The sequence below is a fragment of the Streptomyces sp. NPDC001663 genome, from assembly GCF_042893105.1.
Lineage (GTDB): Bacteria > Actinomycetota > Actinomycetes > Streptomycetales > Streptomycetaceae > Streptomyces.
In genome coordinates this window covers 84,248-96,663 of sequence record NZ_JBIAUR010000018.1, presented here as the reverse complement: position 1 = coordinate 96,663, position 12,416 = coordinate 84,248, and the positions used below count along the sequence as shown (strand labels likewise).

General features: G+C 70.6%; 14 protein-coding genes. 4 read left to right on the top strand and 10 right to left on the bottom strand.

Annotated elements, in window-relative coordinates:
- The first annotated feature begins 16 nt into the window (after positions 1-16).
- Together ACFY1L_RS43425 and ACFY1L_RS43420 are read left to right on the top strand one after the other, a co-directional pair.
- Positions 17-1,168, top strand: coding sequence for a hypothetical protein (locus ACFY1L_RS43425; RefSeq protein WP_388838035.1), 1,152 nt, complete (start codon positions 17-19; stop codon positions 1,166-1,168).
- A 38-nt stretch (positions 1,169-1,206) separates the two neighbouring features.
- A complete protein-coding gene (locus tag ACFY1L_RS43420; RefSeq protein WP_388838032.1) occupies positions 1,207-1,653 on the top strand; it encodes a hypothetical protein in 447 nt (148 codons plus the stop codon).
- A 63-nt stretch (positions 1,654-1,716) separates the two neighbouring features.
- Here ACFY1L_RS43420 and ACFY1L_RS43415 read toward each other — a convergent pair whose 3' ends face one another.
- Complete coding sequence (locus ACFY1L_RS43415) at positions 1,717-3,144, bottom strand: hypothetical protein (protein WP_388838029.1); 1,428 nt, start codon at positions 3,142-3,144, stop codon at positions 1,717-1,719.
- Positions 3,145-3,422: 278 nt separating this feature from the next.
- Between ACFY1L_RS43415 and ACFY1L_RS43410 the strand changes: the two genes are divergently transcribed.
- Complete coding sequence (locus tag ACFY1L_RS43410; RefSeq protein ID WP_388838026.1) at positions 3,423-5,249, top strand: endonuclease/exonuclease/phosphatase family protein; 1,827 nt, start codon at positions 3,423-3,425, stop codon at positions 5,247-5,249.
- A gap of 25 nt (positions 5,250-5,274) precedes the next feature.
- Here the strand turns inward: ACFY1L_RS43410 and ACFY1L_RS43405 are convergent, their stop codons facing one another.
- The 7 genes from ACFY1L_RS43405 to ACFY1L_RS43375 form a co-directional block, all read right to left on the bottom strand.
- Positions 5,275-6,009 carry an SRPBCC domain-containing protein gene (locus ACFY1L_RS43405; protein ID WP_388838023.1) on the bottom strand — a complete coding sequence of 245 codons (735 nt, stop codon included), beginning with the start codon at positions 6,007-6,009 and terminating at the stop codon, positions 5,275-5,277.
- A gap of 13 nt (positions 6,010-6,022) precedes the next feature.
- Positions 6,023-6,640, bottom strand: a complete 618-nt coding sequence (locus ACFY1L_RS43400) for an ArsR/SmtB family transcription factor (protein WP_388838020.1) — start codon at positions 6,638-6,640, stop codon at positions 6,023-6,025.
- A 68-nt stretch (positions 6,641-6,708) separates the two neighbouring features.
- Positions 6,709-7,398: an antibiotic biosynthesis monooxygenase gene (locus ACFY1L_RS43395; RefSeq protein WP_388838017.1), complete on the bottom strand. Its 690-nt coding sequence runs from the start codon at positions 7,396-7,398 to the stop codon at positions 6,709-6,711.
- Positions 7,399-7,561: 163 nt separating this feature from the next.
- Positions 7,562-8,092, bottom strand: a complete 531-nt coding sequence (locus tag ACFY1L_RS43390; RefSeq protein ID WP_388838014.1) for a DUF3618 domain-containing protein — start codon at positions 8,090-8,092, stop codon at positions 7,562-7,564.
- Positions 8,089-8,508 (bottom strand): phage holin family protein, encoded by a 420-nt coding sequence (locus ACFY1L_RS43385; protein ID WP_388838011.1) that lies wholly within the window; start codon positions 8,506-8,508, stop codon positions 8,089-8,091. The genes ACFY1L_RS43390 and ACFY1L_RS43385 overlap by 4 nt, the downstream gene beginning before the upstream one ends.
- Positions 8,509-8,590: 82 nt before the next feature.
- Positions 8,591-9,286, bottom strand: coding sequence for a hypothetical protein (locus ACFY1L_RS43380; RefSeq protein WP_388838009.1), 696 nt, complete (start codon positions 9,284-9,286; stop codon positions 8,591-8,593).
- A complete protein-coding gene (locus tag ACFY1L_RS43375; RefSeq protein WP_388838006.1) occupies positions 9,283-9,414 on the bottom strand; it encodes a hypothetical protein in 132 nt (43 codons plus the stop codon). The genes ACFY1L_RS43380 and ACFY1L_RS43375 overlap by 4 nt, the downstream gene beginning before the upstream one ends.
- Positions 9,415-9,586: 172 nt before the next feature.
- Here ACFY1L_RS43375 and dapA point away from each other — a divergent pair, with 172 nt between their 5' ends.
- Entirely contained in the window at positions 9,587-10,489 is a 903-nt protein-coding gene (dapA, locus tag ACFY1L_RS43370) for a 4-hydroxy-tetrahydrodipicolinate synthase (RefSeq protein ID WP_388838003.1), read from the top strand.
- Here the strand turns inward: dapA and ACFY1L_RS43365 are convergent, their stop codons facing one another.
- Positions 10,490-11,728: a WD40 repeat domain-containing protein gene (locus ACFY1L_RS43365; protein ID WP_388838000.1), complete on the bottom strand. Its 1,239-nt coding sequence runs from the start codon at positions 11,726-11,728 to the stop codon at positions 10,490-10,492.
- Positions 11,725-12,279, bottom strand: a complete 555-nt coding sequence (locus ACFY1L_RS43360) for a SigE family RNA polymerase sigma factor (protein WP_388838467.1) — start codon at positions 12,277-12,279, stop codon at positions 11,725-11,727. Before ACFY1L_RS43360 ends, ACFY1L_RS43365 begins: the two co-directional genes overlap by 4 nt.
- Positions 12,280-12,416: the final 137 nt, after the last annotated feature.

The window sequence follows — 12,416 nt, the reverse complement described above, 5'->3', positions numbered from 1 at the left end:
GAAGAGGTGGTCTGGCGTGAGCCAGCCCGAACTGATGCGAGGACCGACTGGTGGTCAACTGAGCGACAGCTCCCGCCAGCAGGCACTGTCCGACTTCCTGCGGCGTGAGCAGCCGCTGGCGAACGTGGTGGGCTTCGGCCACGGGGTGAAGTGGAGCGGCGGCGAACCGACCGGCCAGGAAGCCGTGTTGGTGTTCGTGACGCAGAAGGTGCCCGAGTCGATGCTGCCGGAGCGGGACGTGGTGCCGCTCCAGATGGACGACGGGACGCCCACCGACGTGGTGGCGGTCGGTCATGTGGCCGCACAGCGGCAGCAGCAACGGCAGTCCGGGGCGCAGCGCGAGGCGTCCTACGGCGCCGACGGCAGCGTCCAGGAGCAGTTGGCGCGCCTGTCGCAGCCGCTGCTCGAAGAGCTCAGCGGACCGGCGGCGTTCGAGCCGCAGATCCTCAAACGCCGTATGCGGCCGTGCCCTTCGGGGTTCTCGATCGGCAACGTACGCGTGACAGCGGGCACGTTGGGCAGCGTGGTGTACGACTTCCTGCCGGGCGCGACGGTCGACCCGCCGGGACCCGGCCTGGGCACCCCGGCGAAGTTCTACGTCCTGTCCAACAACCACGTGCTCGCCGACTCCAACCGGGCGCAGCTGGGCAGCCCGATCGTGCAGCCCGGCGTCTTCGACGGCGGCTCGGACCCGGCGGACCGGATCGCGACCCTGGACCGTTTCATCACGATCCAGTTCGCCCCGCAGATCCCGCTGGAACGGCACAACAACGTGGTGGACTGCGCGCTCGGCACGGTGGAGTTCCAGGACGCCACTCGGGAGCAGTACTTCAGCGGCGCGCCGCGCGCCTGGCGGCGCAAGGCGAATGTCGCGGTCGGGGACCTGGTGAAGAAGACCGGCCGGACGACCAACATCAGCTTCGGCCGGATCATGGCGGTCGACGCGACGATCGACGTCAACTACGGCACGGCGGGCACGGCCCGCTTCAAGGACCAGATCCTCACGACGAACATCTCGGCGGGCGGCGACTCGGGCTCCCTGGTCACCTCGCTCGACAACGTCGCCCTGGGGCTGCTGTTCGCCGGGTCCTCCGTGGTGACGATCGCCAACCACTTCGAGAACGTCCGCGCGCTGCTGCGCGTCGAGGTCGCCGAGCAGCTGGCCTGACGGTCACTCAATCTCCGTACAGGAGGAGGCATTTCTCCATGACCACACAGGCACGAAAGCAGAAGGGCACGTCGGCCGCCGAGCATCGGTTCCACAACCCGCAGGGCGCCGAGGTCAAGACCCGGGACGAGGCGTTCGCCACCCAGCAGGACGTGTCCACCGAGGCAGTGTCCACATCCGCCAAGCTGGAGCTGCACAACGGGGCGGTCACCTTCGGCATCGAGGTGAAGTTCAACCCCAACACCCATCCGTACGTGGTGACGGGAGGCCAGATCACCTCCGGCATCTGCGGTGCTCCGTGGGACATCACGGGCGGCTTCGTGGGTGACACGTTCCGCCTGGACGCGAAGCGGACGGGCAGCGGCACGTGTGCCAACACGATCACCATCGTCGGCGAGTTCCAGAACCCGCCGGCCTACCGGGGGACGTACGGCTTCAACGGTGCGACGTCGTCGTTCAAGCACACGACGATCTATCACTGCTGAGCAGTGTCGCGTTGCGGCGGGCATGGGCACCCCTGGCCCGCCGCAACGTTCTGGGAGCCCGCCTCAATCCCCGTGCTGGGAACGCGCCTTGAAGGCGGCCTTCCGTGCTTCCTTCGCGATCCGCTTGTCCGGGTGCAGCCTTCCCATCGCCTCCAGCACGTCCGCCGTGGCCGGGTGGTCGACCCGCCAGGCCGTCGCGAAGAAGCCGCCGTGCTGGGCGGCCAACCCCTGTACCAGCGCTCGGAGTTCCTCGGAGTTGCCCTCGGCGGCCAGCTGCGCGGCGATTGTGTCGATGGTGAGCCAGAAGATCATCGATTCCGACGGTGCGGGTACGTCCGTCGCTCCCCGCTCGGTCAGCCAGACCCGGGCGAGCCCGCCCAGCTCGGGGTCGTCGAGGACGTCCCGCAGGGCCGGTTCGGCCTCCGTGCCGACGAGTGACAGCGCCAGCTGGCAGCGCAGCCGCCGCAGCGGCGCACCGGCGTCCGCGCCGCGTGCCGCAGCGAGCAACTCCCGTGCCGCCGCGAGGGGTTCGCGGCGGGCCAGCCACTGTTCGGTCTCGGCCTGCGCCGCCGACTGTCCGAAGGCCGCCGTGCCGTCGAGGAGCGCGTCGGCGCCCTTGTCCGCGAGGTCGCCGACCGCGGGCGCCGCGAGACCGACCTCCAGCAGCCGCGCCCGCAGCCCGTACAGGCCTAGCGGCGTCATCCGCACCATGCCGTAGCGGGCGACGTCGACGTCGTCCACGGGTGCCGCGGGTTCCTCGTCGGCGTCGGCCATCAGCGCCTCGTCGACGGGCTGGTACTCGACCAGCCCGACCGGCGCGAGCAGCCGGAACTGGTCGTCGAGCCGCATCATCGCGTCGGAGACCTGCTCCAGGACGTCGTTGGTGGGCTCGCCCATGTCGGAGGGCACGATCATCGAGGCGGCGAGCGCGGGCAGCGGCACCGGCGAGTCGCCGGGCCCGTCCTCGCTGACCGTCAGCAGGTACAGGTTGCGCAGGACGCCGTCGAGGAACTCGGCCTCCCCCTCCGGGTCCCACTCCAGCTGGGAGAAGTCGACCTCGCCGGTCTCGCCGAGCGCGTCCTGCAGGCTCTCCAGGTCGGGCACGCTCGCGTCGGCGAGCACCGTCTCCAACGCGCCCTGCCACACGGCCAGTACGTCGTGCGGGGAGCCGGCCGTGAGCAGGGCCAGGTCCTCCCCGGTCGTGACGGTGCCCTCGTCCTCGTCGACGATCTCGACGAGCCCGGTGTCCAGGGCGACCCGCCAGGCCTCGCTCGCGTAGGCCGCGGCGTCCTCCCCGTCGAGCCCGAGCACCTCGGCGGCTTCCGGCAGCTGCTCGTCCACCAGCCCGCCCCCGGCGTCGACGCGTGTGTCCGGGCCGGCCCAGCGGGCCAGCCGAGCCGCCCGGGAGAGCAACGGCGTGGACAGCGCGTCCCGCGCCAGCTCCGCTTCGGGATGCAGTCGCACCGGCGGCAGGGGGGAGCTGTCTGACATCGGATGGTTCTCCTCGGGCGTGTCGTACCACTCAGCCGCTCAGCCTAGACGGATTTCCACCCATGCCGCCCGGTTCATCTCCCGGACGACGGCTGTACATGGCCGAAACCTTGACAACTGGCCTGACCAGGCAGGAGATTGACGCGCGTAGAAATCTGCTGGACATCTGTTCACTGTAATTTCTACGCGCGTCGCCACCGCCCCACCGGTCGCGGCCTCCGACCGTCCCACGCACCACCCTCGTCCCGGCGCCCACGCACGTCCCCGGAGGGATTCCGTTGCCGAGCAAGAAGTCCGCGCGTCTCGCCGCGCTCACCGTCGCCGCCGTCTGTTCCGCGGCGTCGGCCATCGTCCTCACCTCTCCCGCGCACGCGGACACCGTCCGCATCCACGACATCCAGGGCACCACGCGCATCTCGCCGTACGCCGGCCAGAAGGTCACCGACGTGGCCGGAATCGTCACCGGCGTGCGCACCTACGGCTCCTCCAGAGGTTTCTGGATCCAGGATCCGACCCCGGACGACAATCCGGCCACCAGTGAGGGCGTCTTCGTCTTCACCAGCTCCACGCCGAAGGTCGCCGTCGGTGACTCCGTCACGGTCACCGGCACGGTCTCGGAGTACGTCCCCGGCGGCACCTCGACGGGCAACCAGTCGCTGACCGAGATCACCAAGCCGACGGTCGCCGTCGTCTCCAGCGGCAACGCGGTCCCGGCCGCCACGGTGATCGACGCGAAGTCGGTGCCGGGCGAGTACACCCCGGCGGGCGACACGGCCGCGAGCAACTCGATCAACGGCCTGACGCTGCAGCCGTCGAAGTACGCCCTGGACTACTACGAGTCCCTGGAGGGCATGAACGTCCAGGTCGCCGACACCCGCGTGGTGACGGCCACCGACCCGTACAGCGAGCTGTGGGTCACGGTGAAGCCGTACGAGCACCGCACCCACCGCGGCGGCACGCTGTACGGCTCCTACGACGCGCAGAACACCGGGCGTCTGCAGATCCAGTCGCTGGGCTCGACCGCGGACTTCCCGAAGGCGAACGTCGGCGACACACTCACCGGCTCGACCGCCGGTCCGCTGGACTACAACCAGTTCGGCGGTTACACGCTGGTCGCCGGCCGGCTCGGCACGCTGAAGAGCGGCGGCCTGGAGCGCGAGACGACGAAGAAGCAGTCGCGAGGCGAGCTGGCGGTCGCGACGTACAACGTCGAGAACCTCGACCCGTCCGACGCCACCTTCGCGGCGCACGCCTCCGCGATCGTGAACAACCTGCAGTCGCCCGACATCGTGTCCCTGGAGGAGATCCAGGACAACAACGGTGCCAAGGACGACGGCACGGTCGACGCGAGCGAGACGGTGAACAAGCTGATCGACGCGATCGTCGCGGCGGGCGGCCCGAAGTACGACTGGCGCTCGATCAACCCGGTCAACGACCAGGACGGCGGCGAGCCCGGCGGCAACATCCGCCAGGTGTTCCTCTTCAACCCGGAGCGGGTCTCCTTCACCGACCGCGCGGGCGGCGACTCCACCACCGCGGTGGGCGTCACCAAGGTGCACGGCAAGGCACAGCTGACGGTCTCCCCCGGCCGTGTCGACCCGGCCGACGACGCCTGGAAGTCCAGCCGCAAGCCGCTGGCCGGCGAGTTCGTCTTCCGCGGCAGGACCGTCTTCGTGATCGCCAACCACCTCAACTCCAAGGGCGGCGACCAGGGGTTGACCTCGCAGTACCAGCCCCCGGTGCGCAGCTCGGAGACCCAGCGCCACGCCCAGGCGACGCTGGTCAACGCGTTCGTCAAGAGCATCCTCGACGTCCAGAAGAACGCGGACGTCATCACGCTCGGCGACATGAACGACTTCGACTTCTCCGACACCACGAAGATCCTCGAGGGTGACGGCGAGCTGTGGTCGGCGATCAAGTCGCTGCCGAAGAGCGAGCGTTACACCTACGACTACCAGGGCAACCAGCAGGTCCTGGACCAGATCCTGATCTCCCCGTCGATCCGCCGCGGCTGCGACTTCGACTACGACTCCGTGCACATCAACTCGGAGTTCAACGACCAGATCAGCGACCACGACCCGCAGGTGCTGCGGTTCCGGCCGTAGGCGACAGGCTGCAACTCCGGCTGGATCAGGGCTGGTTGAACACGCCGTTCAGCCAGCCCTGCCAGGCGGCCTCGCACTCCTTGATGTCGGCGCCCGGCGTGAAGTCGTGCAGGGAGATGCCGACCGGGTGGCCCCAGTGGTTGCGCCCGAAGACGCGGGTGAGGCCCCGGTCCGTGCGCAGCCCGATGAAGTACGGGTTGCGGAAGTCGACCACGGCGTCGAACTCGTCGGGCCCGTGGACCGTCACGCGCGTCCCGGCGGCCACGTCCTCCCCCACACCGAGCGCCCGTCCTACGGCGGCGAGGGCGTCGGCGGCCTTCGAGGCCTCGGGTCCGTCGAAGGTGGCGAAGGCGGCCGGCCGGGGCGCGAAGTGGGTCAGGTACTCCCGCAGGGTGTGCAGATAGAAGTCGGTGTGCCGGGCGGCGCCGTCGTACTGGTTGTCCCAGTCGTCGACGAAGATCCCGCTGTGCACGTACCGCACCCAGGCCCGCCGGCCCTCGTCCCGCGGCTCGATGGTGTAGTCGAGCTGGTTGAGGGTCTGCTCGGAGATCCCCTCGACGTCCTCGACGCGGTTGGTGTAGCGGTGCGGCGGGTCCCAGGCGGTGACCTTGGACCCGAAGGGCCCCTTGCCGCCGACCTTCGGCTCGGGCGGCTCCATCGGCCACAGATAGCCTCCGGTACCGGTGGTGATCGCCTCCCACACCTCCTCGGGAGTGGCGTCGACCTCGAACTCGCGGGCGATCTCGAATTCCTTGGACATGGTGGGCTCCTGGTTACTGCTGCTCGATTTCCTGCGCGGGCGGCTGCTGGTCCTTGACCGTGGGGTGTACGGCGACGACGATCCGGTGGTCCCGGCCGCCCTCGGCGCCGGGCGCGTCGTACTTGCGGATCAGCGCGCTCACACCGGCCGTCAACTCCTGGACGAACGCGGCCCGTTCGGCCGCCGAGGCGAACCGCACCTCGCCGTCCAGCGCATACGTCGCCAGCCGTTTGCGGGCCTTCGTCGCGCCGGTGATCAGCGAGCCGACGTCGCGCACCAGCCGGGCCCCGAGGGCGAGCATCCAGCGCGCGGACAGCTGGTCCCGGAAGCGGTCCGGGTCCGGCTGCACGGCGGCGAGCGCGAGCGGCGAGATGACGTACGACGCGGCGGTCGCCTGCATCAGCCGCTCGGTGACATTGCCCTTGCGGCGCTCCCCGGCCAGTTCGACCAGGCCGTGCCGCTCCAGCGCCTTCAGGTGGTAGTTCACCTTCTGCCGGGGCAGCCCGACCTTGCCGGCCAGCATCGCCGCCGACGCGGGTCCGGCGGCCAGCTCGGCGAGCAGGCGGGCCCTTATGGGGTCCAGGGAGACGGCGGCGGCCTCGGGGTCCTCGATCACGGTCACGTCCAGCATGCGTCCACCGTCTCACCGAAAACTTTTCTTGTCCAGGAGGCTGAACTTTTCGGTGAGAGGCGCCGGGCTCACTCCGGCACGAGGCCGAGTGCGTGCTCGTACCGGCTGACCGTGCTGCTCTTCAGACCCGGCCAGGTCTGGACGCGCTCGAACTGAGGGGTGGGCGCCCCGATGCCGACGCCGGGCTTGAGAGCCTCGATGTGCGCCTGGGCGCTCTCCCACTCGGCGTAGTTGAGAACCCGGGACCCGTCGGTGCTCAGGTGGAAGTGGGCGGCGATACCGCCGGGATGCGGGTTCGGGTGGGTCTCCAGGGCCTCGAATACCGCGTCGACCCAGGCACGCTGCCGGTCGGGGTCGGGGCCCTCGAACTCGACGTCGACGATCACGATGCAACCAGGAACACGCCCGCCGCCCTCGCTGCGGTAGTGGCGGTACCGGCGCAGGCCGACGCGCTCGATGCCGGGTACGGCGGTGTCGATCTCGTCGACGCGCTCCTGGCGATGCGCTTTGACGAAGGACTCGTAGGCCTGCTCGCTGGTCCACTGCGAATAGTGCAGCAGGCTGGTGGCGTCGTCGCCGGTGTAGACGTGGTAGCCGAGCAGATCGGCAGAAGGCCAGGACCGCTTCTCCCAGGCGGCGGCGATGGCCTCGACGGTCTGTCGCTGGCGGAACGGGGTGCCCACGCGCCAGATGCTGAACATGGGGGCACCGATACGGGGGTCGGCAAGGTCGGGATGAGTGTCGGTACGGCGGGTCATACGGGTCTCCTGCGGCCGTCGGCGAATGCCTGTACCGCTCACCCTTCAACCTCAACCAAGATTCAGGTCAAGTCCGGGACTCGGTACGGGCGTTCGGGAGACCCGAGTCGACCGGCCGGAGGGGGTGGCGGGCTGCAGCCCGTCACCCCCTCCGCGTGCGCCGTCACTTCTTGGGGTACCTCCACGCCACCACCACGACCACCACCACCGCCGCGCCGATGACGAGCGCCGGCCGCGGATGCCGTACCGCCGCCTTGACGACGGGGCGGGCGGGCCACGGCATGTCGTGCTCCGCCCGGTGCTCCAGCGTGTGTCCCGTCTCCGTGGCCCTGCCCTGGGCGGTGTGGCCCGCCTGGAGCGCCCGGTCGTGGGCGGTGTGGCCGGCCTTCGTCGCCCGGTCCTGAACCGTGTGCCCTGCCTGCAGCGCCCGGTCGTGGACCTTGTGGCCGGCCTGCGTGGCCCTGTCCTGCACGGTGTGCCGGGCCTGCGCGGCGGTGCTGCGCAGCTGCACGGTCATCGCGCCCGCCTTGTCCCTGAGGTCGGCCGCCCGGGCCATCGCGCGGCCCTTCACGTCCACCATGCCCGCCAACTCCTCCACTGTGTCGCCGAGTTGACTGCGGGTCTGCTCGATCTGCCGCCGCAGCTCGTCGGGCCCCTTGGCGCCCGTGCCCTCCGGCGAAGTCCTGTCCGTCATCGGTGCGCCCTTTCCCTGATCTCCTCGACGTCGGCCCTGACGCTGCCGAGGGTCTCCTCGGGCGTGGGCGGTGCGGCGCGGCGCAGCTGGGCGCGGCCGGTCGCGGCGAGCAGGCCCGCGATCGCGAACAGCACGGCCGTCACGATGAGCGCCGCGGCCCAGACGGACAGCGTCAACGAGAGGGCGGCGACCGCCGTGCCGGACAGCGCGAGCAGACCCGCGTAGGCGAACGCGCCCGCGGCGCCCAGCAGCCCGCCGCCGCGTCCGGCGCGTCGGCCCTTGGCCGCCAGTTCCTCCTTGGCGAGGGCCACTTCCTGTCGTACGAGCCGGGAGAGCTGTTCGGTGGCCCGTCCGACGAGTTCGCCCACCGAATGGTGCTCCTCGCGCACCGGCCCGGGTTGCATGGTCCCGGTCACGGTGTCGCCTCCTCTCGTGTTCTCGCGTTCCTCGAGTCCTTCCTCGAGTCCGGAACACTCCGGGTACCCCGGCCGGCCTGCGCTATCCCTGCGGGGCGCCGCCCGGGCCCTGCTCGCCGAACCGGCCGAGCTGGGTCTGGAACCAGTCGAGGCGTGCCTGCAACAGGGCGGCCTCGGCGACGAGTTCGGGCACCCCGAGCTCGCCGGAGCCGCCGAGGTCGGCGACCGGCGCCGCGTTCGCGCGGCTGCCCGCCACCACCCGCAGCCCCTCGCCGGCCAGCCGCGCGAACGCGGCGAGCGAGACGGACGTACGGCCGCGGACACAGCCCGCGCAGGACGGGGCGAGTGCCCGCCAGCCGGGCCGGCCCCAGCCCGCGTCCGCCAGGGCCACGGCGACCGCGCCGCACGCGCAGGGTCCGACGGTGGCCGTACGGACGCGCTGGCGGGCGTAGCGGAAACCACGCTCGAAGCGGAGGTAGCGGCCGAGCACCGTGATCTCGAGAAGGACGGCCGCCCGGTGCTCGGCCGTACACAGCAGCGCCTCGGCCGCCGCACGGTCGTGCACGCAGTGGAAGCCGCAGTCGCAGCGGCGATGCGGTGCCTTGTGGCGCAGCCCGTAGACGCAGGACGCGTCGGCCAGGACGCCGTACGGCAGCGCGCCGCCGAGCGACACACCGGTGAACCCGGCCCGGGTGCCGTCCTGGGACAGCACCGGGTGGGCGATCTTGTATCCGGTCGGCGGCTCCGTCGGGCGTTCCTCCGGAAGCCGCAGTCTCATCGGGCCGCCGGAACCTCTTCGGGGGCCTTCAGCTCCTCGGTGATCTCCTCGGGGAGTTCGAGCTCTTCCTCATGGGCCCGCGGCTGCTCCTCCGCGACCCCGGTGGCCAGTGCCTTGCCGAGCTTCATGACGCCTCCATGGGCTGATGCCGATGACCGTCACGGCCATGGTGACCCATGAAGGGCCGAATTGGACATAGGGCCTGATCAGCGCTCCGGATGCAACTTCGCAGCAAACCTTATCGATATCGCGTAGAAGAATTAAGTGGAGCTTCACGTTGCGCGCGCCGAGACTACGGACATGACGACAGCCGCTCGCTCCACTCCCCCGTTCGGTCGCGCCCTCTGCGCGATGATCACGCCCTTCACCGAGGAGGGTGCGCTCGATCTCGACGGTGCGCAGCGGCTCGCCGACCATCTGGTGTCGCAGGGCTGCGACGGCCTGGTGCTCTCCGGTACGACGGGCGAGTCGCCGACCACCACGGACGCCGAGAAGGCGGCGCTGGTCGAGGCGGTGCGGGCGGCGGTGGGCGGCCGGGCGTCGATCGTGACCGGTGTCGGGACCTTCGACACACGGCACACCGTGGAGCTCGCGCTGGAGGCCGAAAAGGCGGGCGCGGACGGCGTGTTGGTGGTCAGCCCGTACTACAGCAGGCCCCCGCAGGACGCCTTGGAGGAGCACTTCCGGACGGTCGCGGACGCCTCGGGACTGCCGGTCGTGCTGTACGACATCCCGGGCCGCACCGGCACCCGTATCGAGCCGGAGACGATGCTCCGGCTCGCCGAGCACCCCCGGATCGTCGCGGTCAAGGACTGTTCGTACGACTTCCTCGGCGCCCAAAAGGTGCTCGCCCGCACGGAGTTGGCGTACTACGCGGGCTGCGACGAGCACAACCTTGCCCTGTACGCGGTGGGCGGCGCCGGATACATCAGCACGGTCGCGAACGTCGTCCCGGACCGACTCCGCGCGGTGCTGGACGCGTTCGAGGCGGGCGACACCCCCGTGTCCGCCCGCCTCCAGCAACGCGCCACCCCGCTCATCGAGTTGATGATGGCCGCAGGTCTCCCCGGCACCGTCACCGCCAAGGCGCTCCTGGGCGAACTCGGCCTGCCCGCGGGCCCGGTCCGCGCCCCGCTGCGGCCCGCCGGCCGCGAGGCGGTCGACGGGCTGCTGGCGGCGTACGAGGAGTTGACGGCCGGCTGATCAGCGCCGGGCGAAGACGGGCTCCCACTCCAGCCCTCCGTAGAAGCCCTGCTGGTCACTGACTCCGCTCAGCGGTACGACCTTGTCGCTGCCGATCGTGACCAGCACGAGCCGGGGCCGGTACGTCTCGTCCAGGCTCGTGACCCGCTCCCAGGCGATGAGCCGCTTGTCGTCGGCCCAGGCGAGCAGATGGGCTCCGCGGACCTTGGTGATCTCCTTGCCCGTACGGGGATCGCGGATCGAGGAGTACGACTTCCCGGGGTGGCCGTTGACCTCCTTCGTCAGGCCGAGGGCGGCGAGCCTGCCGTTCGGGGAGAGCCGCGCGTCGACGTCCGAGCGCAGGTACTTCTCGTTCGCGGGCGCTGCGACCTTGTTGCCCTTGAGGTCGTAGAACTGCTGCAGGCCGTCCTTGCCGCCGATGAACTGCGCGTACACGAGGTCGCCGGCCCGGCTGAACGAGAAGTCCTGGCGGGCGTTGATGTCGCGGACGGGTGCGACCGCGCTCCAGGAGCTCTCGCCGGAGGCCACGTCGAGGGTGTAGAAGCCGGACCGGCGCGAGTCGCCGTACTTGGACGCCCAGATCCACATTTCCTTGCCGTCCTCGTCGGTCCCCTTCTCCTTGATCCGCAGATCGGGGTTCTCGTCGTACGTCGTCGCGACGAGCCTGCGCCCGTCGTACGAGAACGCGAGCCCACCGATCCCGTGCTCGAGCTGGATCCATCGCTCGACCTTGCCCGTCGCGAGGTCGAGCAGACCGATCCGGTGGGCGGGCAGGTTCTGCTCCAGCACGGCTGCGGTCCTGAGGCCGGGTGCCACGGCGACGTAGGACCAGCGGGTGTCCTTCTTGTACGTGCCGGTCCTGGGATCGAGCAGCCGGTACGTCCGTACGAAGGTCCCCTGCTTCTTCGTCTGCGGCACGGTCCTGCCCGTCCAGTACGCGGCGAGCACCGACTGTCCGGCCCCGATCATGTCGCGCGGCGGCGACTGGTCGGCGTGGGCGTTGATCCCGTCCTGCGGCAGGACGCCCGAGGGACGCACGTCGTCCTTCCCGGAGTCCAGCAGCGGCACCCCGACGGCCACGGCGACCACGGCGGCCGTGGCGGCGGCGACGGAGGCGAACCTGCGGGTGCGGCGGCGCCGGCGGACGGCCAGCACCCGGTCGGCGAAGGACGGTCCCGTCGACGGCTGCTCGGCGGCGAGGTCCCGCAGGGAGTCGCGCACCAGTTCCTCGACGTTCACGGGCGTACCTCCACGGGTGAGTAGTCACGGGACGGCTGCGGGCGCTCGGCCGGGTCGAGAGCGGCCAGTTCGGGCGCCAGGGCGCGCAGCCGGGCGAGCGAGCGGTGGGTGGTGGACCGTACTGTGCCGACGGAGCAGCCGAGGATCCGGGCCACGTCGGCCTCCGGCAGGTCCTCGAAGTAGCGCAGCACCAGCACGGTGCGCTGTCGGGCGGTGAGCCTGGCCAGTGCACCGCGCATCACCAGGCGCAGCTCGGCGTCGGACGAACTGTCCGGTCCCGCACCGGCCTCCGGCGGTTCGGCGACGCTCAGTTCGCGTCTGGGCCACTTCAGCCGCCAGCGGCTGATCTGCTGCCGGTAGAGGATCTGCCGTACGTACGCCTCGGGCTCGTCGATACGGTGCCAGCGGCCGGCCGCCTTGATGAGCGCGTTCTGCAGCAGGTCCTCGGCGGTGTGCCGGTCGCCGCCGCTCAGCAGCACCGCCGTCTTGAGCAGCGCGGACGACCGGTGCTCCACGAACTCCCGGAAGCTGTCCTGCGCTTCGCCATCCATCGTCACCATCGCTTTCCCCCGGGCGGACCCGGTGTCCGCCCCCTCTGCCCCTTGTGACGCGTGCGGCCGCCCGTGGCTATGCGTGCCCCCGGGAAAGAATTTCCCGCGACCACGCACACCCCCGCTGCCGTACGTTG

What these genes read in the sequence shown, in the direction of transcription:
- ACFY1L_RS43395 (WP_388838017.1), bottom strand. Translation starts at nt 7,398, where the DNA reads ATGACCCGCCGTACCGACACTCATCCCGACCTTGCCGACCCCCGTATC.
- ACFY1L_RS43380 (WP_388838009.1), bottom strand. Translation starts at nt 9,286, where the DNA reads ATGAGACTGCGGCTTCCGGAGGAACGCCCGACGGAGCCGCCGACCGGA.
- ACFY1L_RS43415 (WP_388838029.1), bottom strand. Translation starts at nt 3,144, where the DNA reads ATGTCAGACAGCTCCCCCCTGCCGCCGGTGCGACTGCATCCCGAAGCG.
- dapA (WP_388838003.1), top strand. Translation starts at nt 9,587, where the DNA reads ATGACGACAGCCGCTCGCTCCACTCCCCCGTTCGGTCGCGCCCTCTGC.
- ACFY1L_RS43405 (WP_388838023.1), bottom strand. Translation starts at nt 6,009, where the DNA reads ATGTCCAAGGAATTCGAGATCGCCCGCGAGTTCGAGGTCGACGCCACT.
- ACFY1L_RS43375 (WP_388838006.1), bottom strand. Translation starts at nt 9,414, where the DNA reads ATGAAGCTCGGCAAGGCACTGGCCACCGGGGTCGCGGAGGAGCAGCCG.
- ACFY1L_RS43360 (WP_388838467.1), bottom strand. Translation starts at nt 12,279, where the DNA reads ATGGATGGCGAAGCGCAGGACAGCTTCCGGGAGTTCGTGGAGCACCGG.
- ACFY1L_RS43400 (WP_388838020.1), bottom strand. Translation starts at nt 6,640, where the DNA reads ATGCTGGACGTGACCGTGATCGAGGACCCCGAGGCCGCCGCCGTCTCC.
- ACFY1L_RS43420 (WP_388838032.1), top strand. Translation starts at nt 1,207, where the DNA reads ATGACCACACAGGCACGAAAGCAGAAGGGCACGTCGGCCGCCGAGCAT.
- ACFY1L_RS43390 (WP_388838014.1), bottom strand. Translation starts at nt 8,092, where the DNA reads ATGACGGACAGGACTTCGCCGGAGGGCACGGGCGCCAAGGGGCCCGAC.